This window comes from Nocardia sp. JCM 38205, assembly GCF_058222935.1.
Genome location: NZ_JBYHFL010000001.1, coordinates 934,370 through 960,107 on the forward strand (window position 1 = coordinate 934,370; position 25,738 = coordinate 960,107).

The following is a 25,738-nucleotide window of genomic DNA, read 5'->3' on the forward strand; positions in this document are numbered from 1 at the left end:
GTGGAACAGGCGGGCACACGCCGATGACGCCGGATGCCGTGCGGTTCACCGCAGCGGGGCAGCCGGCGCATGAGCGGACGGTCAGTCCTTGGTCAGCCGGGTTTCGGTCTGCTCGGCGGTTTCCTCGGTGGTGGTACCGGGCGCCTCGTCGGCTTCGGTGTCACCGGTCGTCTCATCGGCCTCGTCGTCGACGCGAACCTCGCGGATCGCCTGACGCAGCCAGGTGGTGACGACCTCCTCGGCGATCTCGAGATCGACGGTCGTGTCATCGGCCTCGACCACGGTGCCGTACAGACCCGACGTGGTGATCACCTGGTCGCCGACCTTCAGGCCTTCCTGCATGGCGGCGACCTTCTCGGCCTCCCGCTTCTGGCGGCGGACACCGAGGAACATCGGCACGAGCAGGGCTACCAGCAGCAGCGGAAACAGCAGTTCCATCGTCGAAGTCAGTCCCTAGTCTGTGGGTGGGAATGGACAGGTACTCACACAGTCTGCCAGCTCTGGTCACCGGCACCGCACCCGCACACCCCGGAGGACGTGCGGGCCATCGGCCACCGTAGCGCGCGCGAGCGGGCCCCGCGACAGAAACCGCGGGGCCCGCTCACACGCGGGCCTCAAGCGCTACGGCCGTAGACGTAATCGTCGAGCGGGAAGCTCACCGCTTCCCGGTGCGCGTTGATGGTGCTGGTCGGGCGTAGCAGGGCCGCTTCGCCGTGCTGGTTGAAGTAGTAGCTGCGAGCGGTCGAGCAGCTGCCGCCGTAGAACACCGAATCGTCGAGCTTGCTGGTCACCCGGTCCAGGAACGCGGTGTTGGCGCGCTCGGTGACCTCGAAGGTGGTTTCGCCGCGCCGGAACAGCTCGCCGAACAGCCTGCCCATGTGCTTCATCTGCGCCTCGATGGTGGTGAAGTACGACAGGCCGCTGTAGGAGTAGGGGCTGTTGAGGCTGAGGAAGTTGGGGAACTTGGGCACCGTGATGCCCTCGTAGGCCTGGAACCTGTTGTCGCGCCAGAACTTTCCGAGGCTCACCCCGTCCCGGCCGATGATCTCGATGGCCGGGAAGTTCACATCCCACAGGTTGAACCCGGTGGCCAGGATGAGGGTGTCGATCTCGGTCTTGTGGCCGTCGGCGGTGACGATGCCGTCGGGCTCGATGCGCTCGATCGAGTTCGTCTCCAACCGGACGTGCGGTTGGTTGAACGTCTTGAAGTACTGGTTGGAGAAGGTGGGACGCTTGCAGCCGAAGTCGTAGTCGGGGGTGAGCTGCTCGCGGATCCGCGGATCGCGCACCTGGGCCCGCAGGTGGGCCTTGGCCAGCAGCGCCGCCCCCTTGTTCATGAGTTTGGCCTGCCGGAAGTGCAGCACACCGACGACCATGAGCGCCTCGAGCATGCTGGTATTGACCAACCGCGCGGCCTTCTGCGTCACCGGCGCGGCGGCGAACAGCTTCTGCACCGGCGCCGGAATGGGCGCATCCACCTTGGGCACCACCCAGATCGGGGTGCGCTGGAACACCGTCAGCTCGCGCACCTGCTTGGCCACCTCGGGCACCAGCTGCACGCCGGTGGCGCCGGTGCCGATCACGGCGGCCCTGCGGTCGGTGAGGTCGATGTCGTCGTCCCAGGCGGTGGTGTGCAGGATCGTGCCCTCGAACGAATCGATGCCGGGGAACGGCGGGGTGTAGGGCTGGGACAGGAAACCGGTGGCGGCGAGCAGATAGCGCGCGGTGAGGGTCTGGCCGCCGGCGATGGAGACGATCCACTGCTGGTCTTCCTCGTCCCAGCGGGCGCCGTCGACGGTAGTGCCGAAGCGCATCCGGCGGCGCAGGCCGTACTTGTCGGCGACGTGCTCGGCGTACTTCTTCAGCTCGGCGCCCGGCGCGAACAGCCGCGACCAGTACGGATTCGGTTCGAAAGAATACGAGTAGGTCACCGAGGCGATATCGACGGCCAGGCCCGGGTACCGATTCACATGCCAGGTGCCGCCGAGATCGTCCTCACGTTCCAGGATGACGAAATTGCTCAGGCCGAGCCGGTCGAGCTCGATGCCCGCCCCCATTCCGCCGAAACCCGCACCGACCACGATCGCATCGAACTGAGGCGCCACGTCGAACCTCCTGCATTCTGAACCGACTCTCCGGGAATGACACATCATTCCGTTTGTGACGACAGTATCATCGCAGGTGTGACGAAGCCATCCACGCGGGCCGAACGACGTAAGGCCGAACTGCGCCGAGAGATCATCGACACCGCTTTCGTGTGTTTCGCCGAAAAGGGCTACCACGCGACCGGCATCGCCGATATCGCCGCTCATCTGGGGATCGGGCACGGCACGTTCTACCGGTACTTCAGCAATAAGCGCGACATCATCGACCACGTCATCGACGATCTGGCCGCAAGGATCATCGAGGCGCTCGGCACCGAGAACGCCCCCGACGCGGCCACCAGCCTCGATGAATACCGCGAGCAGATCGACCGCATCGGTACCGCGCTCACCCGCATCCTGGTCGAGGACCGGCGGGTGGCCCAACTGCTGCTGTTCCATGCCACCGGTATCGACGACGAGCTCACCGAACGCCTGTACGGGCTGCTCGACACCGCCGATATGCTCACCGCCGGCTACCTCGAGCACGGTGTGGAGCTCGGTTACCTGCGCGAAGACCTCGATACCGTGAACACCGCGCGAGCCGTGACCGGCATGTTGATGGCCGGGGTGGTGCACGGGCTGCGGGATATGGACGAGGCTGGGATCGCCGCCTTGAACGAGGCGATCCGCCGCTTACTCATCGAGGGCGTCCGTAAACCATGATCCGCCGGCCGGTGCCCGAAAACCGGCCCGAAGCACGGTAATCCGGCCACGGTGCTGTCACAATGACGGCCGTGACTCCCGAGGATGTCGGACGGACGACGTTCGCCTTGACCCCGCCCGGACTTCGCGGCTACCACACCGACGAGGTCGACGCATTCCTCGAGCTCGTCGCCGCCACGCTCGGCGGCAGCGGCGTGCTCACCGCCGACGACCTGCGCCACGTCAGCTTCGGTGCGCCACGCGGCGGCCGGCGCGGCTATCGCGCCGAGCAGGTCGACGAATTCCTGGATCGGGTCCATGCCGAACTCGAGTTCCGCCAGCGCGGCGTGCGGCCGGTGCCCGCGGCGCCGCCCGGCCCGGCGCCGGCGCGACTGCTGACCCCGGCCGATGTGCACCGGATGCGATTCACGCCCGCCCCGTTGGAGCAGCGCGGATATCACGTCGAGGAGGTGGATGCCTTCCTCGATCTGGTGGCGGCGACGCTGGCCCACGACGGGCCGGGCAGTCTGACCGTGGAGGATGTGCGCGCGGTGCGGTTCACGGTGGCGCGCCTCGGGGTGCGCGGCTATCAGCGCGATGAGGTGGACGCGTTCCTGGATCTGGTGGTGACGGCGTTGCAGCAGCCGGCCGCCATGCGCTGAACGCGAGGCCCGGCCCACCGTTCCAACCGCCGCTCGGCTGCCTGCGCCGATACCCGCCGCGCTCCCGGCGCACCGACGGACGCACTGCGGCCGAGTCTGCGCTGCTCATCGTCTGCCACACCAGGCCGCACCCGTCGGCGCGCGTTACTCGAACAAGTCCAGCGTCGGATGTGGTTCGCGCCCACGGACTTCGATCGAACCGAAGACCAGATCCGGCGGCGGAACCAATCCGAGATGCTCCCAGGCCGTCGCCGTCGCGACCCGCCCGCGTGGGGTCCGCGCGATCATGCCCGCGCGCACCAGGAACGGCTCGCACACCTCTTCCACGGTGGCGGCCTCCTCCCCCACCGCGACCGCGAGCGTCGACACACCGACCGGACCGCCGCCGAAGCCACGCACCAGCGCACCCAGCACCGCGCGGTCGAGCCGGTCGAGTCCGAGCACGTCGACGTCGTAGACCTCGAGCGCGGCCGCGGCGATCGGGCGGGTGATGCGGCCGTCGGCGCGCACCTCGGCGTAATCGCGGACCCGGCGCAGCAGCCGGTTGGCGATGCGCGGGGTGCCGCGCGAGCGTCCGGCGATCTCGGCGGCGGCATCGTGATCGATCTCCACGCCGAGAATGCGGGCCGAGCGTTGCAGGATGCCGAGCAGTTCGCTCGGTTCGTAGAAGTCCATATGCCCGGTGAAACCGAAGCGGTCCCGCAGCGGGCCGGTGAGCGCGCCGGAGCGGGTGGTGGCGCCGACCAGCGTGAACGGGGCGATATCCAGCGGGATCGAGGTGGCGCCCGGCCCTTTGCCGACGACGACGTCGACCCGGAAGTCCTCCATCGCCAGGTACAGCATTTCCTCGGCGGGGCGGGCCATGCGGTGGATCTCGTCGATGAACAGCACATCGCCCTCGACCAGATTGCTCAGCATGGCCGCGAGATCGCCCGCGCGTTCGAGGGCGGGGCCGGAGGTGATGCGCAGGGCGGTACCGAGTTCGGCGGCGATGATCATCGCCATGCTGGTCTTGCCCAGGCCCGGTGGGCCGGACAGCAGGATGTGATCGGGCGTGCCGCCGCGCCCGCGCGCCCCGCGCAACACCAGGGCGAGTTGTTCGCGCACCCGCGGCTGGCCGATGAAATCGTCGAGCGATTTCGGGCGCAGGCTGGTCTCGATATCGCCGTCGCCGCTGGAGAAGTGGGCGTCGACCGGTGATCGTTCGTCGTCGTAATCCATACAGGCCTACCGATTCTTGCCCAGCAGGCCGAGCGCGGCCCGCAGGGCGGCGGAGGTGGTGGCGGCCGGATCGTCGGCCAGCACGGAGTCGACGGCGGATTCGGCCTGTTTGAGCGGGAAGCCGAGTCCGGTCAGTGCCTCGACGACCTGATCGCGCACCGGCGTGACGACGGCCGCGGGCGCGCTGCCGGGCGGACCCGACTGCACGGGAACCAGATTCACCTTGTCGCGCAGTTCGACGACCATGCGCTCGGCGCCGCGTTTGCCGATGCCGGGCACCCGGGTGAGCGCGGCGACGTTGCTTTCGGCCAGCGCCTTGCGCAGCGCTTCGGGTTCGAGCACGGCGAGCACGGCCATGGCCAGGCGGGGGCCGACGCCGGAGACGGTTTGCAGCAGGCCGAACAGGTCGCGGGCCTCGGTGTCGGCGAAGCCGTAGAGCGTCATCGAGTCCTCGCGCACGATCATCGCCGTGTACAGCCGGGTCTGTTCGCCGCGGGTGAGTCCGGACAGGGTGGCCGGAGTGGCGTTGAGCCGGTAGCCGACGCCCGCGGCCTCGACCACCACATGGTCGAGCGCGATCTCGACCACCTCGCCGCGTATCGACGCGATCACCGCCGCACCGCCTTTCGTTGTCGCTCCAGCTTCTCGGCGTACCGCTTGCGGGCCTGCTCGGCCTGCGCTTCGGCGCGGGCCATCCGCTCCATCAGCGGTGCACGCCAACAATGACAGATGGCCAGCGCGAGCGCGTCGGCGGCGTCGGCCGGTTTCGGCGCCACCTGGAGACCGAGGATCCGGGTGACCATGGCGGTGACCTGGGCCTTGTCGGCGGCCCCGTTGCCGGTAACGGCGGCCTTGACCTCGCTGGGGGTGTGGAAAGCGACCGGGATGCCGCGCCGGGCGGCCGCCAGCGCGATCACTCCACCCGCTTGCGCCGTCCCCATGGCGGTGCGCACGTTGTGCTGGGCGAACACCCGCTCGATCGCGACCGCGCTGGGGCGGTGGGTGTCCATCCAGTGCTCGGCCGCGTCGGCGACCCGCATCAACCGCAACGCCAGATCCAGGTCGGCAGGGGTGCGGACGACGTCGACGTCGAGGGCGGTGACCTTCCGGCCCACACCGCCTTCGACCATGCTGAGCCCGCACCGTGTGAGCCCGGGGTCGACACCCATCACCCGCACGGAACACCCCTTCGGACACGCGAACAGTTGTTCGAAGTCTAGTGGACGCGCGGTGCGGGCGGTTCCAGCGACACGGCATCGCCGAAGCGGGCCCCGCTTCCCACGTCTGGCCGCAACCGTCCGAGACACGTATGGTTCCCTGCCGCCGCGTTATCGCGAACGCGACAACAGTGAACGGAGTAGTAAGAGCGTGTCCCCCTTGGCGAAGATCGCCGGAATCATCGCGGCGGGTGTGATCGGCCTGGTCCCGGCCGCCGCACCCGCCCTCGCCCAGCAGTCGCCCGAACCTCGGCAACCCCAATACGCGCCGACCATGCTCGTGCTCGACGCGTCGGGATCGATGCTCGCGGCCGACCCGGGTGGCGGCACCAAGATGGACGCCGCGAAAACCGCTGTGCGGACCTTCGTCGCCACCGCGCCCGAGGCGTCCGAGGTCGGGCTCACCGTGTACGGCACCGAGACCGGCAATTCCGAGGCGGAGAAGGCCGCGGGCTGCCGCGATGTCCGGGTCCTTCGACCCGCCGAGACCATCGACAAGCCGGCGCTGACGTCCGCGGTCGATCAGATCGTTCCGCGCGGCTACACCCCGATCGGGCACTCGCTGCGCACCGCGAACGACGCGCTGCCCGCGAGCGGGCCGAAATCCATCGTGCTGGTCTCCGACGGCCTGGACACGTGCACACCGCCCGATCCGTGCGAGGTCGCGCGCGAACTCGAGGCCAAGGGCACCGATCTCGTCGTGCACGCGATCGGTTTCGGGGTCGACGACCCCTCGCGCGCGCAGCTGACCTGCATCGCGCAGCGCACCGGCGGCACCTACACCGACGCCGTCGACGGCAAGTCGCTCGAACAGGCACTGCCGCGCGTGACTGCGGCGGCGCTGCGCAACTACGCCGCGATCGGCACACCGATCACGGGCACCGCCGACTACCGGAGCGCGCCGATCGCCGGGCCGGGCCAGTATCTCGATGTGATCGGCCACCGGCAGCCGCGCTACTACGCGGTGGATGTGCCGGAGGGCGCCACCGCGTACTTCACCGGGACTGTCTCGTTCCCACGCCGAGACGGCGACTGGTCGTCGGTCAACCGGCTCGACCTGAAGGTCTTCGGCGCCGACGGATCCGATTGCGGCGTCACGGAAAAGGAGCTGACCGGCAGCGCCGACGATGGCGTCGCGCTCACCGTCAGCACGGTCTGGGAAGGTGCGGCCGACACCGGCTCGGGTAATGCGGCGTGCAGCGGCGGCGGTCGCTACTACTTCACCCTCGAGTGGGGTGCGGTCTCCGAGGGATCCCCTGCCCAACTGCCGCTGGAGATTTCGATCGGCGTCGAATCGGCGGTGTCCGACCCGGGGGCGCCTGCGGTGTCGGAGCCGGTCGAGTTCACCGCGCCGACCGGGCCGGTGGTCCCGGTCGTCGGTGGCGGCTCGTTCAATGTGGCGGCGACGCTGCCTTCGTCCGGTCGATTCACCGATACGGTGCAGCGCGGCGAGTTCGTCTTCTACCGGGTGAAACTCGACTGGGGCCAGGGGCTGGCCTACCGGGTGCGCTTCGGTGAGACCCCGGGACGCGGCAGCGAGCACACCTCCAACGTCGAGACCGCGCTCTATTCGCCGTATCGCGCCGAAATCGATTCCGACACCGGCGCCTACACCGGGTCGGAGCAGGTGTTGCCCTCCGGTAAGCAGTTGGCGACCGTGCCCATTCGCTACGCGAACCGCGAGGAGGGCGGCGAGCTCGTCACCCAATCGGTGGCCGGCTGGTACTACATCGCGGTCAAGGCCGGGCAGACGGTGAACCCCGACAAGCGCGCCGCCGCGGTGCCGGTCGAGCTCGAGCTGACCGTCACCGGCGAGCCCGAACCCGGCCCGCAGTATCGCAGCGGGAGCGGCGAGACGTTCGGGAAGGAAGGCAAGTCGGCCCGGGCCACCGATCAGGATCGGGTGAGCGCGGGCGCCGATTCCGGCGATGACGGCGTGCCCGCGGTGGTGTGGGTCGCGGCGGCGCTGGGTGTCTGCGTCGTTGCCGCCGTGGTCGTGCTCATCGTGCTGCTGCGGCGTCGCGGAACGCGCTGATCCGAGGCCGAGGTGCCGCGCGGCCTTGTCCCGCACCGCGGTAACTCGGCCACTACCCGGGGTGCCCAGCGTGTCGTCCCTATCCGGAGATGAGGCCGACACGCTGGGCCAGCCACGGCAGCTCCCTGGCCAGCCCGGTCGACCACACTCGCCAATCGTGGCCGCCGGGCAGCTCCAGGTAGCCGACGGCCATCCCGGCATCGCGGGCATCCTGATACGCCTGTCGCGATCCGCGCAGGGTGTCGTTGTCGTCGCTGCCCACCACGAAGAGCCCGGCACTGCCGGGGTAGCGTCGTCCGGCCAGCAGGTCGTGCGGGTTGGCGCGGGCGTAGGCGGCGGTGTCGCCGTCGAAGACGGCGAGGGTGTGCGCGCGGTCGGTGAGGTTCAGCTCGGCCTCCGCGGACATGGCCAGGAAGGTCGGGTAGACCTGCGGGTACCCCGCGGCCAGCTGGAGCGCGCAGGTTCCGCCATAGGACAGGCCGCCGACCGCCCAGGCCTGCGGATCCGGATCGACGGACAGGTGCCCGCGGATCCAGTCCGGGACGTCGGTGGCCAGGTAGGTGGCCACCTGGGCGTGCGGGCCGTCGGCGCACAGCGGATCGTTCCAGGTGCTGCCCGTGCCGTCGGCGACGACGACGATCGGCGCCAGCCCCTGATGGGCGCGGGCGAACGCGTCCATGGTGGCGGGCAGCTCGCCGCTGGTGGCCCAGTCGCGCGGGCTGCCCGGCTGCCCGGCGAGCAATACCAGCACCGGCAATTGCGGCCGCGGATCGGCGAAATAGGCGGGCGGCAGGTAGATTTCGGCCGGGCGGGCGTGGAATCCGGAGGCGGTCCCCGGGATCGGTGCGCGCGTCAGGCGGCCCGCCGAGGGCAGGTCGGCCGGTGCGGTCCAGCCGGTGTCCACGGGGTCGATGTCTGGGCGCAGCCGCTTCGCCGCGGGGAGCTCACCGAACGGAACCTCGTTCAGTCGCTGGATACCGAGCGCCGCGCCGACCGTCGGGTAGGCGTCGTAGACCAGGTTGATCTGGTTCGCACACGCCGCGAGCACCACGGCCGAGGTGAGCGCGATGGCCACCGCTCGGCCGGCCCGACGCCACCGCAGGATCTGTACCGCACCGAGCATCAGCGCGAAGATCGCGAGGCCGATGCTCGCATACACCGTCGGCCCGAGCGAGTCGGGAATCAACCGCCATACCGCTTGCACCAGGTACGCCCCGGCCGCGGTGATGGCCACCGCGGCCAGCGCGAACCACGCCACCGTGCGCGGGGCCGGGGCCCGGCGGCCCGCCAGTAGCCAGACGAGCGCCGCCAGCGCCGCCACCGACAGCACCATCGGCAGCGGCCCTGACAGCAACGACCAACCGGGCACGTCGGCCAGAGTAGGCATCCGAGCCGTCGATCAGGTATGGCGCCCGTCGCATTCACCCGGTTTCATCAGGCATTTCTCAGCTCATGCGGAGGCCTGCGGCCGGTTCGGCGCTCACTTGCCCGGGTATTTGTAGAAGCCCTCCCCGGTGGCCACGCCGAGCTTGCCCTTGTCGATGTAGTTCTCCTTCAGGAACGCCGCGAAACGCTGGGCGGCCTCGTCGCCGTGCACCGAGATGTTGTACGGGGTGGTCAGGCCGATGATGTCGAAGATCTGGAACGGTCCCATCGGCGCGCCGGTGGCGATCTTCCACGTCTTGTCGACGGTCTCCGGTTCGGCGTACCCATCGGCGACCAGTTCGCCCGCCGCGTTCAGGAACGGCACCAGCAGCGAGTTCAGGACGTAGCCGGCCTTCTCCTTGTGTAGCTCGATCGGCACCATGCCGATGTCCTTCGCGAACTGCACGACCGTGCGGAACACCTCGGGATCGGTGTCGGCGGTGCCCATCACCTCGGCGGTGTTGAACGCCCACACCCGGTTGGCGAAGTGCAGGGCCAGGAAGCGGTCCGGGCGGCCGGTGGCGTCCTTCATGTCGCTGGGCAGCAACGTGGAGGAGTTGGTGGCGAAGATCGTCTCGGGTGGGGCCAGCTTGCCCAGCTCGGTGTAGGTGTCGGTTTTGATCTTCAGCACCTCGGGGATCGCCTCGATGATCAGATCGGCTTCCCGCGCGGCGTCGGCGAGGTCGGCGGTGAGCCGGATCCGTGAGCGCGCAGCCTCGGCCTTGCCGTCGGCCGCGCCGGCAACCTCGGCGCGGTAGGTCTGCACCAAATCGTCGAACCGGGCGGCCGCCTTCTCCAGCGCGGCGTCGTCGATGTCGTAGGCGATGACGTCGAAGCCGCTGTAGGCGGTCTGAAATGCGATCTGCGAACCCAGCACGCCCGTGCCGAGCACGGTGACCTTACCGATGGTCGCGGTCATAGCCCTGCCTTTCCCTGACGGATCCGCCGGGCCCGGGGCGGGTGCCGGCGATGAGGTCCCGAACGAAAAAGCCGATCCTCCAGCACGCTACTAGTCGGGTCCGGCGTCGTCGACCGGCCACCAACGAGCGTGGGCAGTCAGGCCACGCGGCCCGCCGTAGCCTCGTCGAACACCTCCGCCAGCAGCGCCGCGAGCCGCCGCAGGGCAACGCCGGGGCGCTCGCGGCGCCAGATCAGCGCCAGACGCGATTTCTCGTCGAGCCCGTCGACCGGCAGATAGCGCAAGTCGGTGCGCCGATTGCGTTGCGCCGTCGGCACGCAGACCAACATCGCGTGCCGCCCGCCCGCCGCGACGGCGAGCCCCTCCTGAATCGTGGTGACCTCGACGCTGGAGGACACTGCCCGGCCCAGCGGAGTGAAGCGCGGTGTGTGCACGTGATGCCAGTAGTCGGGCGCGCCGCCCGCGATGGCGACCAGATCGGTGTCCGCGAGATCTTCCGCGTCGATCCGTTCTCGTCGAGCCAGCGGATGCTCGAGGCCGACGGCCAGCACCCGGGGCTCCGGCGCGAAGGCGTAACCGACAGCAAGATCGGGTTCCCGTACCGGCAGGAGAACCACCGCGGCGTCGACCTCATGAGCCCGCAGGGCCCCGAACGGGTCACCGAGTGGCAGTTCACGCACGGTCGGTCGCACGTCCGGATACTCTGCGGCGAAACGAGCGAACGCACTGGTCACCGACTCGTACGCGGTGCCCTGGAAGCCGATCAGCAGTCGTCGGTCTTCGTCGGCACTGGCACGCGCCCGCTGCTGCTCGACGCTGTCGTGCAGCGCGCGGTAGCGCGACCCCACCGACTCCACGAACTCGCGCCCGGCCTCGGTCAGCACCACCCGGCGACTGGTCCGCTCGACCAGCCGCGCCCCGATATTGCGTTCGAGTGCCGCCACCAGCTGACTGACACGGCCCTGCGAGACCCGCATGCGGTCGGCGGTGCGACCGAAATGCAGTTCCTCCGCGAGCACCAGCAGCGTCTCGATCCCGCGAAGGGGCAGCTCCGGCATGACCATTCCTTTCCGGCGTCCGCCGAACCCGCGGCGATGAACTCAGCTCATCGAACGATGAGCTGATCGTCGTTGTTCCATCCGCCGGCGCCTCGTTGACTGGATCGCATGTCCATCGCACACCGAAACCCCGCCGCGCCAAGAGATTCCGCGCGAGTCCCCGGCGGTCTTCCCGCTGTCGCCGTCCTCGCGCTGTCCACCTTCGTTGTGGTCACCTCCGAGATGCTGCCGGTCGGCGTGCTGACCCCGATGTCGCAGGGCGTCGGCATCTCGACGGGCAGCACCGGCTTCAGCCTCGCCATCACCGGCATCGTCACCGCCATCACCGCACCGCTGGTCGTGCGGTTCATCGCCGCGACCGATCGGCGGCTCGTACTCGCGGCCGCGACAGCGGTTCTCGCGGTGGGCAACCTCACGACCGCGCTGGCCCATGGCTTCGCGGTGCTGGCGGCCGGGCGCGTGATCGTCGGCATCGGGATGGGCGCGGTGTGGGCGCTGGCATCGGCGGTGGCACCCAGGCTGGTACGGCCGCGGCACGCCGCGGCCGCGGTCTCCACGGTCGTCGGCGGTGTCGCGGCGGCGTCGGTGCTCGGTGTGCCGGTGGGTACGTTCGTCGGCGAGCTGGCCGGGTGGCGTAGCGCTTTCGCGGTTCTCGCGGCGGTGGCTCTGCTGTTGGGCATCGCGCTGGTCGTCGTCCTTCCGGCGTTGCCGAGGCCGGCCGATGCCGGCGCAGCGGCGGGTGAGCGGGCTCGGTTGTGGCGGGTGCCCGCGGTCCGCACCGGGCTGGCCGCCATCGTCTTCATCGTCACTGCCCATTTCACCGCCTTCACCTATGTGCGCCCCGCGCTCGAGCAGCTCGCCGGGCTCGACGCCTCGGCGGTGTCGACGCTGCTGTTGCTCTACGGCCTGTGCGGATTGATCGGGAATTTCGCCGCGGGTGCGGCCGCCGCCCGCCGGGTCCGGGCCACTCTGCTCGTCCTCGTCGCCGGTGTCGGCATCGCTCTTGTCGTGCTCGTGCTGGCCGAAGGCAGCGCGGGAGCCGTGGTGGCCCTGATGGTGTGGGGGTTCGCGTACGGCGGCCTCTCGGTCTGCGGTCAGCTCTGGATGAATCAGGCCGTCCCGCAGCGCCGCGAGCAGGTGACCGGCCTGTATGTCGGGGTGTTCACCGGTTCCATCGCGCTCGGCGCCTTCGCAGGCGGTCTCGTCGTCGACGCCGCCGGCCTGCCGCCGCTGCTGTGGGGCGCCGTCGCGACGGCGGCGGGCGCGCTGTCGATCGTGGCGCTGGGGCGTTCGCCGCGGCAGTGAACGCGGGCGACGTCGCGTCAGCTCGGCGCGTGGGCCAGGAAGGCGGCGTAGGCGTGTTCGTCGAAGAGCACGAACCGCGCCTCGCGCACCGCGGTGTCGGCGGCGGTGACCGTGGCGACGGCGATGCGAGCGCCGTCGTCGATCGGCCAGCCGTAGATGCCGGTCGAGATCGCCGGAAAGGCGACGGTGCGAGCGCCGAGTTCGTCGGCGATCCGAAGCGATGCGCGGTAACAGGAGGCCAGCAGGTCCGAACGGTCCTGTCCGGCCGACCAGACCGGGCCGACGGTGTGGATGACCCAGCGGGCCGGGAGGTTTCCGGCGGTGGTCGCCACCGCCTGACCGGTCGGCAACCCCTCGCCGTAACGCGACGCGCGAAGTTCCCGGCATTCGGCCAGGATGGCCGGGCCGCCGCGCCGATGGATGGCACCATCGACTCCCCCACCACCCAGCAGCGACGAGTTCGCGGCGTTCACCACCGCGTCGACGTCCTGTTCGGTGATGTCACCGCGCACGAACCGCACCTCGACCATGCCTCGATTCTCACCGGCAGACCGTGGCCCCGCCACCGTGTTCGGGTGGTACCGCCGACATCGCGACGCACATCGTTGGCAAACCGATGCCCGCACCCCTGGCGAATGTCGCGCACACACGACCTCGGCGCTTCTACCATCCGAGGATGAGCATTGGCGCCAAGGCCGTCCTCGAGGGCGGCCCACAGGACCTGCCCGACCGTATCGTGCCGATCACTCCGCCGGGATTCGAGCTGAAGATCCCGTTCAAGGGCGGCTACGAACACTTCAAAACCACCGGACGCGAGCAGGACACGCCCGAGGGGCGACTGCCGGTCTACGCCTGGAGCGATCGCACCGAAATCGCGGAGTGATCCTGCGGCAACTGTTCGGGCGGCGGCACTGACCGGGTCACCGCCCCCCTACCCCGCTGGGCCATGCGATCCGCCCATGGACAAATACGTAACCAACTGGTTACACTTCCCGAATGGACGACGTGGCGAGCGCGATCGCCGATCCGGTTCGCCGGGAAATCCTGGAGATGTTGCGCGAGACCCGGCTCACCGCCGGTGAGATCGCCGGGCACTTCCCCATCAGCAGACCGGCCATCAGCAGACATCTGCGCGTTTTGCGCGGCAGTGGCCTGGTCCACGACGAACTCGTCGGCAGGCAGCGCTACTACCGGCTCGACACCGCGCCGCTCGAAGCCCTCACCCGCTGGCTGGCCGCGTTCGCCGAACCCGCCCCGTGGGAACGCCGCCTCGACGCACTCGATACCGAGGTCTACCGGACCAGGCGGGAACGCCGGACCGCGGACCGCGCGACCACCACCGACCACCCCACGACAAAGGAGAACACCGCATGACCCCCAGCCCCACCGGCCGGCTCTTTCCCGCGCAGACCGGCCGCGACCTGGTGCTGACCCGCACCTACCGCGCACCGATCGAGGACGTGTGGGCCAGCATCACCGAATCCGATCGCACCGCGCGCTGGTTCGGCCCCTGGGAGGGCGAAGCCGGCACCGGAAAGACCATCAAGGTGCAGATGGCGTTCGAGGACGACCAGCCCTGGATGGACATGCGCATCGATACCTGCGAACCGCCCCGCCACCTGGGAGTATCCGCCGAGGACGAGGCCGGGTCCTGGTTCCTCGATATCGAGCTCACCGAGTCCGGCGGCACCACCGAACTGCGGTTCACCCATCATCTGCGCAGCGATGACGAGGTCGCACAGGCCCCGCAGGTCGGTCCCGGCTGGGAGTTCTACCTGGACATGCTCGGGGCGGCCCGCGCGAACACCGACCGCCCCGATTTCGACGATTACTACCCGGCGATGAAGCCGTACTACGAGCAGCAGATCGGCTGAGCCGATTCAGCTGCTCACCCCAACGACACGCCCCACGGTCGAGGCATCGGGGACGAGGTCGAGCATGGCGCGGGCGACGTCGGCGCGCGGGATGCTCAGCCCGGCCGGGCCGCCGTCGACGATCCGCCGGATGCGGCCGGTGCCCGGGGCGTTGGTGAGCCCCGACGGGCGCACCGAGGTCCAGTCCAGACCGCTGCCTGCCAGGATCGCCTCCATCCGCTCGAGATCGGCGTACAGCTCCTTCAACAGCGCACGCAGCGGCACCGAGGCGATTCGCACTCGCAGTGGCTGACCGGTGCCGGAATGGTTGAGCGTGCCCGCGGACACCACGACCAGGCGTCGCACCCCCACCTCGCGCATGGCGCCGACCACCGCGGCGGCCGAGGTCGAGGCCGGGCGCAGCGGATCGCGGCGGCCGTTCGCGCCGATTCCCGACAGCACCGCATCCGCGCCGGCCACGGCGTCGGTGATCGATTCCGCCGCCAGCGCATTGCCCCGCACCACCCGCAGCCGATCGTGGGGCTCGTGCGGCAATCGGTCGGGATTGCGCACCACCGCCGTCACCTCATGACCGTCCGCCACCGCCTGCGTCACGAGGTGGCGCCCCACCCCGCCGGTCGCGCCGAGAACCGTGATCCGCATGAGCGTCTCCTGCCTGATCGATACTCCAATAACTTCTGATTTCAGAATAGTTTGAGTATCCAAACATTGCTAGAGTGGTGCCATGCCCGACGCCCCGCCCTTCGCCGACGATCCGGCCGCGCCGGGCCGCAGACTCTCGGCCCAGGAACTCGACGCACTCAGTCACGTTCCGCTGATCTCGGCCTCCTTTCGGCGTGCGCACAGCGATATGCCGGAGGCCCTTCGAGCCACGTTCCAGACCCACGGGCTGGGACCGCGACACGGCGCGATCCTGACGCAGCTGATGGCCGGCGAACCGGCGAGCGTCACCGATCTGGCCCGGCGCCTCGGGGTATCGCTATCGACAGCCAGCCAGCTCGTCGGCGACCTCGCCCGGGCCGATCTGGTGCTGCGCGAGGAGGATCCGCGCAACCGGCGACGCACGCTGGTATCGATCGCCGGTGCGATCCGGCCGATCTTCGAGCAGTTCCTCGCGGTGCGCTCGGCGGCACTGTTGCGCGCCATCGCACGACTGGAGCCCACCGATCGGCAGGCGTTCCTGGCCGGATTGGCCGCATGGGCGCAGGAGGAACAGAAGGTCACCGCACCGGCCGCGACCACCGATCGGCGGACGACGGCCGAGTGAGAACGCGCGGGTGGACCCATGGATACCGAAAGCCCCCGCAACACCGTTGCGGGGGCTTCGGAAACTCTCGTCGCCGGTTCGGCGAGCTGCCGGGCTAGTCCTCCAGTTCGGCGAGCACCTCGTCGGAGACGTCGACGTTGGTGTAGACGTTCTGCACGTCGTCGCTGTCTTCGAGGGCGTCGACCAGTTTGAAGACCTTGCGGGCGCCGTCGGCGTCGACCGCGACACTGACCGAGGGCTGGAAGCCGGACTCGGCGGAGTCGTAGTCGATGCCCGCGGCCTGTAGCGCCGAACGCACTGCGATCAGGTTGCCGGGCTCGCTGATGATCTCGAAGGATTCACCGAGGTCGTTGACCTCTTCGGCGCCGGCATCCAGCACCGCCATCAGCACGTCGTCCTCGGTGAGGCCGTTCTTTTCCAGGGTGACGATGCCCTTGCGGTGGAACAGGTACGACACCGATCCCGGATCGGCCATATTGCCGCCGTTGCGGGTCATCGCGACACGCACCTCACCGGCGGCGCGGTTGCGGTTGTCGGTGAGGCATTCGATCAGTACCGCCACGCCGTTGGGGCCGTAGCCCTCGTACATGATGGTCTGCCAGTCCGCGCCGCCGGCTTCCTCGCCGCCGCCGCGCTTGCGGGCGCGCTCGATGTTGTCGTTGGGAACCGACGACTTCTTCGCCTTCTGGATGGCGTCGTACAGGGTCGGGTTGCCATCCGGGTCACCGCCACCCGTCCGGGCCGCCACCTCGATGTTCTTGATCAACTTGGCGAAGAGCTTGCCGCGCTTCGCGTCGATCGCCGCCTTCTTGTGCTTGGTGGTGGCCCATTTGGAGTGGCCGCTCATTCCCCTACTTCCTTCAGGTCGATGGCACGTGTGGTCGTCTACGGTACCGGCACGGCCGGTCGGACAACTTCCCCAGCCTACTCGGCGGGTCCGCAGGACCGGACGGGACGGCCCCCTGATCACGCAGTGCCGATACGCCCGACCGGCGGGGCCGCGGGCGACCGGGTCAGGCGTTGCGGACCAGGTCGACGAACATGCGGTGCACCCGCAGATCCCCGGTGACCTCCGGGTGGAACGAGGTCGCGAGCACGTTGCGCTGGCGCACGGCGACGATCTTGCCCGCAGCCGGCCCGCTCGGCACCCGGGCCAGCACCTCGACGCCGTCACCGACCCGCTCGACCCACGGCGCCCGGATGAACACCGCGCGCACCGGGCCATCGTCGAGGCCGGCGAATTCCAGATCGGTTTCGAAGGAATCGACCTGGCGTCCGAAGGCATTGCGCCGCACCGTCATATCGATGCCGGACAGGTGCTCGGCATCGGGCCTGGTGTCGAGCACCTCATCGGCGAGCAGGATCATGCCCGCGCACGACCCGAAGGCGGGCAGGCCATCGCGCAGCCGGGCGCGCAGCGGTTCCCGCAGGTCGAACACCTGGAGCAACTTGCTGATCGCGGTGGATTCACCACCGGGCAGCACCAGCCCGTCCACGGCGGCCAGCTCCTCGACCCGGCGCACCAGCGTCGGCCGCGCGCCGCAGCGCTGCAGCGCCGTCACGTGTTCGCGCACATCGCCTTGCAACGCGAGAACACCGATGGCCGGCTGCGCGCTCTCGCTCGCGGAGGTCTGCGCCGCGGGTGCGGCGACCGCTGAAAGGTTCACTCCGCACAGCTTACGAGGCACCGGGGTGTGGGCCTGCTCACGGTCGCCGTCAACATTGTGTCAAGCCGTGCCGGTGATCCTCACGTCCGGATCGACACTCACTGACATGACAACTGTGTTGCCGTCGCCGGAGCCGGTACGGCGTGCGAACCCACCCGTGGCGCGCGGACTCACCGTCTCGACCGGTGTGTCCGGCCTCGCGCTGGATGCCATGGCATCGGTCTCCTACGGCCCCGAGGCCATCGTGCTGGTGCTGGCCGCCGCGGGGGCGGCCGGTCTCGGCATGACGCCGCCGGTCACCTTGGCGATCACGGCACTGCTCGCGGTCCTCATCGCCTCCTATCGGCAGGTCATCGCGGTATTCCCGAATGGCGGCGGCGCCTACGCGGTGGCCAAGGCGCAGCTCGGTGACCGAGCGGCACTGGTGGCGGCGGCCTCGCTGATCGTGGACTACGTGCTGAATGTCGCGGTGTCCATCGCGGCCGGGGTGGCCGCGCTGACGTCGGCGTTTCCGGCGCTGCACGGCTACACGGTATGGCTGTGTCTTGCCGTCCTGATCGGCATCACCGCGGTGAATCTGCTCGGCATCACGCACAGCGCACGAGCGTTCATGCTCCCGACGATCGTGTTCGTGGCCGGTATCGGCACCGTGATCGTCGCGGGCCTGCTGCGTTCGGAGCCGGCGACCCTCAGCACCGGCGCGGCCGCGGTGACGGATATGCAGGCGGTCGGGGTTCTGTTGCTGCTCAAGGCCTTTTCCAGCGGATGCGCCGCGTTGACGGGTGTGGAGGCGATCGCGAACGCGGTGCCGGATTTCCGCGCGCCCGGTGTCCGGCGAGCTCAACGCGCTGAGGTCGCCTTGGGTGCCCTGCTCGGCACGATGCTGATCGGGCTCGCGCTGCTGATCGAGAAGTTCCATGTGCATCCCGTCGCGGGCACCACCGTGCTGTCGCAGCTGACCGAGGCGGCACTGGGCCACGGAATCGGCTACTACATCGTGCAATTCGCTACCGTCGTGCTGCTGGCGCTGGCGGCGAACACCTCCTATGGCGGGCTGCCGACATTGACTCGGCTGCTCGCCGACGACAACTGCCTGCCGCACCGGTTCGCGGTCAGTTCGCCGCGCCGGGTGTACCGCTACGGTGTGCTCACCCTCGGCTTCTGCGCGGCGGTGCTGTTGATCGGTTCGGGTGGGAACATGAACGCGCTGGTGCCGCTGTTCGCGATCGGGGTGTTCGTCGGCTTCACTCTCGCCCAGGCGGGGCTGCTGCGCCACTGGTGGACCAACCGGCAGGCGCGGCGGCGACGACTGCTGTTGACGCTCAACGGCTTCGGTGCCGCGACCACCGCGACGGCGGCCGCGGTGACGACGGCGATGAAATTCCGGGAGGGCGCCTGGCTGATCATCGTCGTGCTGGCCGCGCTGGTGTTCGGCATGCGGCGGGTGCGACGCGCGTACCAGCTCATCGGCACCCATCGCAGCGCCGACCTCGTGCCCCCGCCCCCGCAGCCACGCGAGGCCGTCGTCGTCGTACCCGTGGCCGATGTTTCGAGCCTCACCTGGGAGGCCCTGTCGGCGGCGCTGTCACTGGGGAGTGACATCGTGGCGGTGCACGTCTGCCTGGACGCCGAACGGGCCGGGGAATTCACCGCCGCGTGGGAGAGCTGGCATCCGGAGGTGCCGCTGGTCCTGCTCCCCGGCGATGACGGCACCGTCGGCGGTCCGGTCGCACGGTACCTGCGCGCACAGTTCCCGGATCGGCGCAAGATCGTGGTCGTCGCCGAGGTCGATCCACCCACCGGCTGGGGGCGGGTGCTACCCAGCCATCGCAGCGACGAACTCGAACGCACGCTGCGGCGGATGAGCGACGCCCTCCTCTGCCACCTCCGCGTCCAGCCGGTCCGGCAGCCCGCGCGTCGTCGCTACTTGTCGCGCCGGGTGCGGATCAGGCCTTCCTGAACCACCGAGGCGACCAATTCGCCCGCGCGGTTGAAGATCTTGCCGCTGGTGAGCGCGCGGCCGAAGCCGGCCGACGGGGAGGACTGGTCGTAGAGCAGCCAGTCGTCGGCGCGGAACGGGCGAAGGAACCACATGGCGTGATCGAGCGAGGCGTCCTGGGTGGGCTCGTCGGGGTGGGTGACCTTCGACGATCCCAGCAGGGTCATATCGCTCATGTAGGCGAGGGTGCACACGTGGAACAGCGGGTCGTCGGGCAGCGGGTGCCGGTAGCGGAACCACACCTGCTGCGGGGACACCACACCGGGCCGCTGGGTGACCGATTCCTGCGGCACCGGGCGGATATCCCAGTGCTCCCATTCCCGCATGGCCCACAGCCGTTCGGGGCTCATGGTGGTCTTGGCGTCGGGCAGTTCCTCTGGCGGCTGCACCGTCGGCATCTCGTCCTGGTGGGCCGGGCCGTCGTCGCCGACGTGGAACGAGGCCGACATGGTGAAGATGGCGGCGCCGTCCTGCACGCCGGTCACCCGCCGGGTGCAGAAGGAGCGTCCGTCACGAATGCGCTCGACCAGATAGACCGTGGGCTGGTCGGGGTTGCCCGGACGCAGGAAATAGCCGTGCAGCGAATGCACCTGGAACCGCGGATCCACCGTGCGCACCGCCGAGACCAGCGCCTGGCCGGCGACCTGACCGCCGAAGGTCCGCTGCAACTGGGTCTTGGGTGAGGCTCCACGGAAGATGTCCCGCTCGAGCCGCTCGATCTCCAGCGCTTCTTCGATGGTCGCCAACTTCTCCGCCTCTCCGTGCCACTGGCCGGTCGTCCGAGTACTGCACAACCGCGCGGGTTATCGGACGGCAACTACGGACCGGCCGGGACCCGACGGGACTCTTATGTTCGCACGCAGGCGGCCCGGGAACCGGCAGGGGGCCGCGCGAGCGGCAACCCGGATGACGGCGGTCACACCGGGCCACGATCCCGCAACACACCACCGCTCGGCGTCGTCGCCCGCCTCACACGCAGGCGGGTGACTGTTCGCCGAGCATCGACAGCATCGTGCAGGCCCAGATCAACTGCACCTTCCACTCGCCGTCCTCGAGCACGAACGGTATCTCGACGGGGCTGGTCTGGCCGGTGAGAGTGATGTTGGCGTTCGCGTAGAAGGCGTCGCCGAAGCGCTTCGGATTCACCCCGATGATGCGCAGCTTCGCCCCGGTCTCGTGCACCGTCCGCGCCAGCCGGTACGGCAGCTCGGGATCGGCTCGAGCGCCCTCGACGAACGCGAGCTTGTGCTCGTTGCGGACCGGATGGGTCCACGCCCACATCCGCGCCATCGGGTCGAGTCCGGTGGTCAGCTGGTCGTCGAGTGCTTCGGCGCTCGGCGGCGGCGGATCACTGTCGGCGCCGGCCGGGCCGCCCGGTCCGAATGTCAATGCCAGACTTGCGAAGACGAGAAGGCCTGCCCTGCGAAGCGTCATTCGCGCATACCTCCTGCGTCATGAAATCGGCGCAACCCGTTGGCCGAGACTCGGAAACTAGCACGAGAGCAACGGATTCAGCAGTGCGTCCGGCCGACGCGGATCGTGGTGGGTTCGAGCGCGCGGGGTCCACGAGCGCGCCGACAGTCCGCAATGCGGCGAAGCGGGCGCACTGACGTGACACCCGCTCCGACAAGCCCTCGACGCCCTACCACGGGCGCCGCCTCACCAACCGCGCTCGGCCAGCCGGTGCGGCTGCGCGATCTCCTCGACATTGATGCCGTGGTCCAAGATTGGCAGGACGGGTGCCACCAGGATGACGATTCCCGTGCAGGTTTGCATGTGCTCCAGCGTACCGGCGACGTCGTCAACCGACTCAGCTCGCATCAAGTTCCCGACACGCTATCGGCACCATGCTCGGCGTCACCAAGGGCAATCTGTCGAGCCACCTGGTCCTGCTCGCGGGGCACGGGCTGATCCACGTCGACAATCAGGGAGCGGGACGAGGAAGCAAGCCATAGGCATCGATAACGCCGGGTGGGCGCAGAGCGCTCGCTACGGGGATCGAGGTGCTGCGGAAGCTGCTCGGCCAGGCCGGGTCGTCCATGGTGGACTCGGCATCAGGAGCGACGCCATCGGCCGCGACGCCCTACGGCGGCTGCGCAATGCTGGCGATCCTGCCTGGCGCATCCATCGCACGTGCGCGCGGCTGCAGATCATGCGTGAGCAGGGGCTGCCGGAGGCTATCGCTCTGGACGTGCTCGGCCTGGACGCAGGGAGCGGACCGGACTGGGTGATGCGCGCGCAGCAGAGCCCGGAGCTCGTCGCGGCGGCACGGACCGTCCTTAACGAGGACCGCCGCTGATCGTGCCTCTACGGGGTTCGCCGTGGCAGCACGCACGTCGGACGAGGTGAAGTCACTGGCGGCTCGGGCGATCTCAGAGGGCGCTGAGCCGTCCGGAGACGGCTGTTCGTCGGGGCCGGGTATCGTGGCTGCCCGCCGATCAGCTCTCTGCCCGACCAAGCACCCGCTCGACGAACTGCTCGACGTCGAAGCGGAACCAAACCGGGCCGTGGGCCTGGGCGCACGGCGGCTGGCCGGTGCAGGTCGGGTGGGCCTTCAGCTCGACCCACCTGCGGAAGCTCTCGTGGTGCCGCTCGCCGACAGCGGCGAGGACCTCGGCCTCGGCCGAAGCCGAGGGCGCAGGCGGGCACGGGAAGCGGCGCTTCCTCAGTCACGGTTCGAGACCTCTCGTCGTCGTCCCCCGGTCGCATCCATCAGGCGGCCTACGTTCGATCTTGCGTCGAGACATGGTTAACGCAGTCTTCCCACGTGGTGGCTCCCCCTACGAACCGGGGTTGACCACGACGCGCGTTGCGATCTGCTGCTGGACCTGCGTGTAGACGTCCACCCCGAGCGTCGGCGCTACCCAGAGTGACAGCACCACGGCAAAGTCCACGCGTTCGCCGTTCAAACCGCCGGCTTGCTCCTTGCAGTGAACCGTCAGGTCGATGGTGTCGCCTGCACCGAAACCGATTGAGCGGTTGACCTCCCACACTGCGTGCTGGAGCGTGCCTCGCTTCGAACGCTCGCTGTTCACGTCGAGCGCCGTACCGAGGTCTGTGAAGCCGGTCGGCTTGGAGAAGTCGAGCGCGGCGCGTCGGTACTGGCGATGCCGCCAGTTCACCGGAGAGAGCCAGGCGAGGGTAGCCGTTACCCGCTTCAAGCCAGTCTGCTGCAAACCGTTCGGCAAGGGAAGAGACAAGCTGACCTGCTCGTCCGCGCCGACGTTGCCGACGTAGAGGATGCTCGCCTCGTGTGGTTCACAGCCGTTTGCGAGCGTCCGAGCGGGAGCGCCGTAACCATGGGCGTAGGGGCGCACGGCGTCATGGGCGCGAAGCCCATCTGGCAGTCGGACCGAATGGGCGACGAACGCCTTGGTCGCCACGGCCAGCTCAGACCTCGTCAACGGTCGATCTGCGAGGCGAAGAATCGAATCGACGGCCCGCGCAGCTTCCCTTGAGATCATCGCCGCAGCAGGGCTGGTACCCATCGTGAACGTCTCGTCAGCGCCGTTGGATGCAGCGACTCGGATACCGGGCCCTCGGGCCCCCTGGACCGCGGCGCGCAGCTCGGTTTCACTGGGTGTCATCGGTTCCTGGAACAACGCTCGACCGCCGGGCGCTAGCAGGTCGGGCTTCACCGAGCGTCTGTGGCCCGCGCCGAGTGCACTCATGGGGTTGACGATGATCTCGCCGTCCGCCGGGTCGAATCGGTACCCCAGATCGACTTGGCCGGCTCCGTCCGCGTTCAGCGCGCCGACGGTCAGAGCGTTCATGGACTCAGCCGGGGCGAGCAGGCTTCGGCGTGGCATCGCCTCCGCCACAACGGCGTTCACGGCATCAGCGCGTTCGGCCCCGCCCAGCGCGGTCAACGCGCCGACGCCGGATGGGACTGGAAGCGCGCGATGGTTCCCTGCGGACACCACCACGACGACGCCGTACGCCGAGCTCAACCAGTCGATGGCCCTCGCCCACGACGAGACCACGCCGTCGAAGGGGGAGGCCGGATCGCCGACGGAGAGGTTCAGAATGACGACCGTGGGTGCCGCCGGGGCCGTGTTGCCGTCCCCATCGAAGAGTTCCCGAAACACCCTTCGCATAAGGTCAGGCGCGAGCTCCCCGTCTGGGATCTCCTCTGATCGATCCTGGGTACCGACGGCTGGGGTCAGAATCGGGCGGACCAGCACTGGTCTCGCCGCAGGCGCTTCGCCAGAAGATAGGTCACCCCAGACGCATACGGACGCCATGGCTGTTCCGTGGCGGCGCAGTTTGGTCTCCGATGTCGAGTCGGCTTCCAGATCGTCCGGGTCCGTCACGATGATGCGACCGGCGAGCCGAGGGTGGTTCGCCACTGGCACGCCGTCGAGCACGCAGAGGACGGGATCGCCAACGGGAAGAGGGCCAGCCTGGCTCCGCTCCGTGGGCACGTCGTCGGAGAACGCATAGGACTGGGACGTAGCCCGCAGATACATCACGTGGCTCGATTTCACGGCCATGACGGCGTCGATGTCGCCGTCGGCCAAGCGCCGCAGCAGCTCGAGCGGCACCGAGCACTTCATGCCGTGGTACCCGATCTCGTCGATTCGCTCGACCTTGAGAACGCGTCCACCGCTGCTCTCAATGAGGGCTGTGACTTCGTCTTGGGCCTTCTGCCGCATCGCCTCGGAACGGCGGTACCAGAGCTCGACCTCGATCGAGTGATCGCCGGGCAGCATCCCCGACAGCGCGGCGGCGAGCTCGCCAATCCGCACCCGATCCTGCGGTCCCCACGACCGCACGTCCTTCAGGTGAGCGAACACGTCACGTAGCGGGGAGTATCCGCGATCGACTTTTCCTGTCCGATTCCACTTCCGCCACTGCGCGAGGATGTTGGTCCGCGACTGCTCGGTGATACAGACAGCGTGCAGGCAGCCGGTGACGGGCAGGTCCTTGTTCTTGCTCCTGCGCGGGAAGTTCGGGTCGGGATCGAAGTCGCGGTCGACTTCGGTCAGGACTTCCAGTCCGGCGAGCTCCGCCACGCGCGAGAGATCGGCGCGCTCGTCGATGGCTTCGAACACGATGACCAGCTGGGGATCGCTGGCCCCTAACGACTGGGTGAGAACGGCCTGCTCAGAGAAGGCGTCCTCGATGCCGTCGAACCTGCCACCGAGGCGTGCGCCCTGCGCGCGGTGGGACGGCACATCGACCTTTTGGCCACCGCCGGTCGGTGGTACGTACTGGACCGGGGGCCCGACCTCGCCCCACAGCACCGGCCGTTCGATTGCGTGGTCAGCCATCGGCGTCAGGTCGTGCCCGAGTCGCCCACGCCTTCAGGACCGTCTCCGTCACCGACGCGGGTTCGACATCGAAACCACCCAGGATCTGGCGGCGTTGGACGTCCGTCGCGAAATCCTCCAGTTCTGCGTAGCTCACGCCGCGCAGGCGATCCGCAATCGTCCGTTCAGACTTGCCGAACTCGACGCCTGTGCGAGCCGACCAGGCGCGAAGCCATTCGATCTTCCCAGCGCGACTGGCACTGGGAAGAGACAGGCGAATCTGCATCCTCCTCCAAACGGCGCGGTCGAGCAGCTCGGCGTGGTTGGTCGCCGCAACGACGACGACGTGACTCGGAAGCTTGTCAACCTGCAGCAGGAGTGAACTGACGACGCGTTTGATCTCACCGGTCTCGTGCGTGTCGCCGCGCTCCTTGGCGACGGCGTCGAACTCGTCGAAGAACAGGACGCATGGACGGATCCGGACCGCCGAGAACAGCGCGTCCAGGCGGCTTGCCGTCTCTCCGAGGAACGAGCCGATGAGGCCCTCGTACCGCACTGTCAGAAGCGGTACCGCGATTTCGGTGGCGATCGCCTCGGCGAGCGTCGTCTTCCCACTTCCCGGAGGGCCTTCGAGAAGGATGCGGTGCCGTGGCTCCACTCCATGGCTTCTCAGCAGGTCGCGCCGGTGGTGCTCCTCGACGAGTTCGGTCGCGGACTGCCTGACCGTCGACGGCAAGACTAGGTCAGTGAGGCGTCGCATGGGCTCGGTCTCGTGGAGCAGACCGACAGACTCTTGCGGTCGGGTCAGTGGAGACACCGTCGACCCCGAAGTCTTGCGCCTGGTCAGCGCCTCGGCGAGCTGAGAGGCCAAAACGCCATGCTTCTTTGCGTTTTCCTCGGCGATGAGAGCTTCGGCGGCACGGCGGAACGCCAGGTCGTCGCCCCGCGCACCAGATTGAACTAGCGCGAGGAGCAGATCTGCACGCGCCATACCCACGCCCTCTCGTCGTCGATCATTGTCGCAGACCGGCAGGAACCGCCCGTCCTCCCG

General features: G+C 68.9%; 26 protein-coding genes. 10 read left to right on the top strand and 16 right to left on the bottom strand.

Features of this window, described 5'->3' with window-relative positions; translation table 11 throughout:
* Window positions 1-81: 81 nt before the first annotated feature.
* Together yajC and AC4HOU_RS04290 are read right to left on the bottom strand one after the other, a co-directional pair.
* Window positions 82-438 carry a preprotein translocase subunit YajC gene (yajC, locus tag AC4HOU_RS04285; protein ID WP_163814312.1) on the bottom strand — a complete coding sequence of 119 codons (357 nt, stop codon included), beginning with the start codon at window positions 436-438 and terminating at the stop codon, window positions 82-84.
* A gap of 176 nt (window positions 439-614) precedes the next feature.
* Entirely contained in the window at window positions 615-2,105 is a 1,491-nt protein-coding gene (locus AC4HOU_RS04290) for a flavin-containing monooxygenase (RefSeq protein ID WP_195019643.1), read from the bottom strand.
* 36 nt (window positions 2,106-2,141) lie between these two features.
* Between AC4HOU_RS04290 and AC4HOU_RS04295 the strand changes: the two genes are divergently transcribed.
* Both AC4HOU_RS04295 and AC4HOU_RS04300 read left to right on the top strand, forming a co-directional pair.
* Window positions 2,142-2,807 carry a TetR/AcrR family transcriptional regulator gene (locus tag AC4HOU_RS04295; protein WP_163814314.1) on the top strand — a complete coding sequence of 222 codons (666 nt, stop codon included), beginning with the start codon at window positions 2,142-2,144 and terminating at the stop codon, window positions 2,805-2,807.
* Window positions 2,808-2,869: 62 nt separating this feature from the next.
* A complete protein-coding gene (locus AC4HOU_RS04300; RefSeq protein ID WP_195019644.1) occupies window positions 2,870-3,448 on the top strand; it encodes a DivIVA domain-containing protein in 579 nt (192 codons plus the stop codon).
* Window positions 3,449-3,592: 144 nt separating this feature from the next.
* On the opposite strand, the gene ruvB is transcribed toward AC4HOU_RS04300, so the two are convergent.
* Genes ruvB through ruvC form a run of 3 tightly spaced genes read right to left on the bottom strand, consistent with a single transcriptional unit; the run spans window position 3,593 to window position 5,847 of the window.
* Window positions 3,593-4,669: a Holliday junction branch migration DNA helicase RuvB gene (gene ruvB, locus AC4HOU_RS04305; RefSeq protein ID WP_163814316.1), complete on the bottom strand. Its 1,077-nt coding sequence runs from the start codon at window positions 4,667-4,669 to the stop codon at window positions 3,593-3,595.
* 6 nt (window positions 4,670-4,675) lie between these two features.
* The gene (ruvA, locus tag AC4HOU_RS04310; protein WP_163814317.1) at window positions 4,676-5,281 is read right to left on the bottom strand and encodes a Holliday junction branch migration protein RuvA; all 606 of its coding nucleotides are present in this window, start codon (window positions 5,279-5,281) and stop codon (window positions 4,676-4,678) included.
* On the bottom strand, window positions 5,278-5,847 hold the full coding sequence (ruvC, locus tag AC4HOU_RS04315; protein WP_138447397.1) for a crossover junction endodeoxyribonuclease RuvC: 570 nt from the start codon (window positions 5,845-5,847) through the stop codon (window positions 5,278-5,280). Before ruvC ends, ruvA begins: the two co-directional genes overlap by 4 nt.
* A gap of 190 nt (window positions 5,848-6,037) precedes the next feature.
* Between ruvC and AC4HOU_RS04320 the strand changes: the two genes are divergently transcribed.
* On the top strand, window positions 6,038-7,921 hold the full coding sequence (locus AC4HOU_RS04320; protein WP_324197317.1) for a vWA domain-containing protein: 1,884 nt from the start codon (window positions 6,038-6,040) through the stop codon (window positions 7,919-7,921).
* 79 nt (window positions 7,922-8,000) lie between these two features.
* On the opposite strand, the gene AC4HOU_RS04325 is transcribed toward AC4HOU_RS04320, so the two are convergent.
* The 3 genes from AC4HOU_RS04325 to AC4HOU_RS04335 all read right to left on the bottom strand — a co-directional run bounded on the left by AC4HOU_RS04325 (window position 8,001) and on the right by AC4HOU_RS04335 (window position 11,323).
* On the bottom strand, window positions 8,001-9,308 hold the full coding sequence (locus AC4HOU_RS04325) for an alpha/beta hydrolase (protein WP_490724139.1): 1,308 nt from the start codon (window positions 9,306-9,308) through the stop codon (window positions 8,001-8,003).
* A gap of 93 nt (window positions 9,309-9,401) precedes the next feature.
* Window positions 9,402-10,265, bottom strand: coding sequence for a 3-hydroxyacyl-CoA dehydrogenase (locus AC4HOU_RS04330; protein ID WP_163814319.1), 864 nt, complete (start codon window positions 10,263-10,265; stop codon window positions 9,402-9,404).
* Window positions 10,266-10,402: 137 nt separating this feature from the next.
* On the bottom strand, window positions 10,403-11,323 hold the full coding sequence (locus tag AC4HOU_RS04335) for a LysR family transcriptional regulator (RefSeq protein WP_490724140.1): 921 nt from the start codon (window positions 11,321-11,323) through the stop codon (window positions 10,403-10,405).
* Between the two features lie 108 nt (window positions 11,324-11,431).
* On the opposite strand from AC4HOU_RS04335, the gene AC4HOU_RS04340 reads away from it, so the two are divergent.
* Window positions 11,432-12,628 carry an MFS transporter gene (locus tag AC4HOU_RS04340; RefSeq protein ID WP_490724141.1) on the top strand — a complete coding sequence of 399 codons (1,197 nt, stop codon included), beginning with the start codon at window positions 11,432-11,434 and terminating at the stop codon, window positions 12,626-12,628.
* Window positions 12,629-12,645: 17 nt separating this feature from the next.
* Here the strand turns inward: AC4HOU_RS04340 and AC4HOU_RS04345 are convergent, their stop codons facing one another.
* Window positions 12,646-13,158 (bottom strand): O-acetyl-ADP-ribose deacetylase, encoded by a 513-nt coding sequence (locus AC4HOU_RS04345; RefSeq protein WP_163814322.1) that lies wholly within the window; start codon window positions 13,156-13,158, stop codon window positions 12,646-12,648.
* A gap of 146 nt (window positions 13,159-13,304) precedes the next feature.
* Here AC4HOU_RS04345 and AC4HOU_RS04350 point away from each other — a divergent pair, with 146 nt between their 5' ends.
* The 3 genes from AC4HOU_RS04350 to AC4HOU_RS04360 all read left to right on the top strand — a co-directional run bounded on the left by AC4HOU_RS04350 (window position 13,305) and on the right by AC4HOU_RS04360 (window position 14,502).
* Complete coding sequence (locus tag AC4HOU_RS04350; RefSeq protein ID WP_163814323.1) at window positions 13,305-13,511, top strand: DUF5988 family protein; 207 nt, start codon at window positions 13,305-13,307, stop codon at window positions 13,509-13,511.
* 113 nt (window positions 13,512-13,624) lie between these two features.
* Entirely contained in the window at window positions 13,625-14,002 is a 378-nt protein-coding gene (locus tag AC4HOU_RS04355; RefSeq protein ID WP_163814324.1) for a metalloregulator ArsR/SmtB family transcription factor, read from the top strand.
* A complete protein-coding gene (locus AC4HOU_RS04360) occupies window positions 13,999-14,502 on the top strand; it encodes an SRPBCC family protein (protein WP_194989951.1) in 504 nt (167 codons plus the stop codon). Before AC4HOU_RS04355 ends, AC4HOU_RS04360 begins: the two co-directional genes overlap by 4 nt.
* 6 nt (window positions 14,503-14,508) lie before the next feature.
* On the opposite strand, the gene AC4HOU_RS04365 is transcribed toward AC4HOU_RS04360, so the two are convergent.
* Window positions 14,509-15,144, bottom strand: a complete 636-nt coding sequence (locus tag AC4HOU_RS04365; RefSeq protein WP_194989952.1) for an NAD(P)-dependent oxidoreductase — start codon at window positions 15,142-15,144, stop codon at window positions 14,509-14,511.
* 82 nt (window positions 15,145-15,226) lie between these two features.
* Between AC4HOU_RS04365 and AC4HOU_RS04370 the strand changes: the two genes are divergently transcribed.
* Window positions 15,227-15,769 carry a MarR family winged helix-turn-helix transcriptional regulator gene (locus AC4HOU_RS04370; RefSeq protein ID WP_163814327.1) on the top strand — a complete coding sequence of 181 codons (543 nt, stop codon included), beginning with the start codon at window positions 15,227-15,229 and terminating at the stop codon, window positions 15,767-15,769.
* A 94-nt stretch (window positions 15,770-15,863) separates the two neighbouring features.
* Here AC4HOU_RS04370 and AC4HOU_RS04375 read toward each other — a convergent pair whose 3' ends face one another.
* Both AC4HOU_RS04375 and pdxT read right to left on the bottom strand, forming a co-directional pair.
* Window positions 15,864-16,616: a YebC/PmpR family DNA-binding transcriptional regulator gene (locus AC4HOU_RS04375; RefSeq protein ID WP_490724142.1), complete on the bottom strand. Its 753-nt coding sequence runs from the start codon at window positions 16,614-16,616 to the stop codon at window positions 15,864-15,866.
* 166 nt (window positions 16,617-16,782) lie between these two features.
* Window positions 16,783-17,436: a pyridoxal 5'-phosphate synthase glutaminase subunit PdxT gene (pdxT, locus tag AC4HOU_RS04380; protein ID WP_490724143.1), complete on the bottom strand. Its 654-nt coding sequence runs from the start codon at window positions 17,434-17,436 to the stop codon at window positions 16,783-16,785.
* 106 nt (window positions 17,437-17,542) lie between these two features.
* On the opposite strand from pdxT, the gene AC4HOU_RS04385 reads away from it, so the two are divergent.
* Window positions 17,543-19,396 (top strand): APC family permease, encoded by a 1,854-nt coding sequence (locus AC4HOU_RS04385; RefSeq protein ID WP_490724144.1) that lies wholly within the window; start codon window positions 17,543-17,545, stop codon window positions 19,394-19,396.
* On the opposite strand, the gene AC4HOU_RS04390 is transcribed toward AC4HOU_RS04385, so the two are convergent.
* Entirely contained in the window at window positions 19,360-20,181 is an 822-nt protein-coding gene (locus tag AC4HOU_RS04390; protein WP_163814330.1) for an acyl-CoA thioesterase, read from the bottom strand. The two genes, AC4HOU_RS04385 and AC4HOU_RS04390, sit on opposite strands and share 37 nt — an antisense overlap.
* 223 nt (window positions 20,182-20,404) lie before the next feature.
* Window positions 20,405-20,869 (bottom strand): MTB12 C-terminal domain-containing protein, encoded by a 465-nt coding sequence (locus AC4HOU_RS04395; protein WP_194989954.1) that lies wholly within the window; start codon window positions 20,867-20,869, stop codon window positions 20,405-20,407.
* A gap of 718 nt (window positions 20,870-21,587) precedes the next feature.
* On the opposite strand from AC4HOU_RS04395, the gene AC4HOU_RS04400 reads away from it, so the two are divergent.
* Entirely contained in the window at window positions 21,588-21,734 is a 147-nt protein-coding gene (locus AC4HOU_RS04400; protein WP_490724145.1) for a hypothetical protein, read from the top strand.
* A gap of 481 nt (window positions 21,735-22,215) precedes the next feature.
* Here AC4HOU_RS04400 and AC4HOU_RS04405 read toward each other — a convergent pair whose 3' ends face one another.
* Both AC4HOU_RS04405 and AC4HOU_RS04410 read right to left on the bottom strand, forming a co-directional pair.
* Window positions 22,216-24,708, bottom strand: coding sequence for a S8 family peptidase (locus AC4HOU_RS04405; protein WP_490724146.1), 2,493 nt, complete (start codon window positions 24,706-24,708; stop codon window positions 22,216-22,218).
* The gene (locus tag AC4HOU_RS04410; RefSeq protein ID WP_490724250.1) at window positions 24,701-25,678 is read right to left on the bottom strand and encodes an AAA family ATPase; all 978 of its coding nucleotides are present in this window, start codon (window positions 25,676-25,678) and stop codon (window positions 24,701-24,703) included. The genes AC4HOU_RS04405 and AC4HOU_RS04410 overlap by 8 nt, the downstream gene beginning before the upstream one ends.
* Window positions 25,679-25,738: the final 60 nt, after the last annotated feature.

What these genes read in the sequence shown, in the direction of transcription:
- yajC (WP_163814312.1), bottom strand. Translation starts at nt 438, where the DNA reads ATGGAACTGCTGTTTCCGCTGCTGCTGGTAGCCCTGCTCGTGCCGATG.
- AC4HOU_RS04295 (WP_163814314.1), top strand. Translation starts at nt 2,142, where the DNA reads ATGACACATCATTCCGTTTGTGACGACAGTATCATCGCAGGTGTGACG.
- AC4HOU_RS04300 (WP_195019644.1), top strand. Translation starts at nt 2,870, where the DNA reads ATGACGGCCGTGACTCCCGAGGATGTCGGACGGACGACGTTCGCCTTG.
- ruvB (WP_163814316.1), bottom strand. Translation starts at nt 4,669, where the DNA reads ATGGATTACGACGACGAACGATCACCGGTCGACGCCCACTTCTCCAGC.
- AC4HOU_RS04325 (WP_490724139.1), bottom strand. Translation starts at nt 9,308, where the DNA reads ATGCCTACTCTGGCCGACGTGCCCGGTTGGTCGTTGCTGTCAGGGCCG.
- AC4HOU_RS04330 (WP_163814319.1), bottom strand. Translation starts at nt 10,265, where the DNA reads ATGACCGCGACCATCGGTAAGGTCACCGTGCTCGGCACGGGCGTGCTG.
- AC4HOU_RS04335 (WP_490724140.1), bottom strand. Translation starts at nt 11,323, where the DNA reads ATGCCGGAGCTGCCCCTTCGCGGGATCGAGACGCTGCTGGTGCTCGCG.
- AC4HOU_RS04340 (WP_490724141.1), top strand. Translation starts at nt 11,432, where the DNA reads ATGTCCATCGCACACCGAAACCCCGCCGCGCCAAGAGATTCCGCGCGA.
- AC4HOU_RS04345 (WP_163814322.1), bottom strand. Translation starts at nt 13,158, where the DNA reads ATGGTCGAGGTGCGGTTCGTGCGCGGTGACATCACCGAACAGGACGTC.
- AC4HOU_RS04350 (WP_163814323.1), top strand. Translation starts at nt 13,305, where the DNA reads ATGAGCATTGGCGCCAAGGCCGTCCTCGAGGGCGGCCCACAGGACCTG.
- AC4HOU_RS04355 (WP_163814324.1), top strand. Translation starts at nt 13,625, where the DNA reads ATGGACGACGTGGCGAGCGCGATCGCCGATCCGGTTCGCCGGGAAATC.
- AC4HOU_RS04360 (WP_194989951.1), top strand. Translation starts at nt 13,999, where the DNA reads ATGACCCCCAGCCCCACCGGCCGGCTCTTTCCCGCGCAGACCGGCCGC.
- AC4HOU_RS04365 (WP_194989952.1), bottom strand. Translation starts at nt 15,144, where the DNA reads ATGCGGATCACGGTTCTCGGCGCGACCGGCGGGGTGGGGCGCCACCTC.
- AC4HOU_RS04370 (WP_163814327.1), top strand. Translation starts at nt 15,227, where the DNA reads ATGCCCGACGCCCCGCCCTTCGCCGACGATCCGGCCGCGCCGGGCCGC.
- AC4HOU_RS04375 (WP_490724142.1), bottom strand. Translation starts at nt 16,616, where the DNA reads ATGAGCGGCCACTCCAAATGGGCCACCACCAAGCACAAGAAGGCGGCG.
- AC4HOU_RS04385 (WP_490724144.1), top strand. Translation starts at nt 17,543, where the DNA reads ATGACAACTGTGTTGCCGTCGCCGGAGCCGGTACGGCGTGCGAACCCA.
- AC4HOU_RS04395 (WP_194989954.1), bottom strand. Translation starts at nt 20,869, where the DNA reads ATGACGCTTCGCAGGGCAGGCCTTCTCGTCTTCGCAAGTCTGGCATTG.
- AC4HOU_RS04400 (WP_490724145.1), top strand. Translation starts at nt 21,588, where the DNA reads ATGCGTGAGCAGGGGCTGCCGGAGGCTATCGCTCTGGACGTGCTCGGC.
- AC4HOU_RS04405 (WP_490724146.1), bottom strand. Translation starts at nt 24,708, where the DNA reads ATGGCTGACCACGCAATCGAACGGCCGGTGCTGTGGGGCGAGGTCGGG.
- AC4HOU_RS04410 (WP_490724250.1), bottom strand. Translation starts at nt 25,678, where the DNA reads ATGGCGCGTGCAGATCTGCTCCTCGCGCTAGTTCAATCTGGTGCGCGG.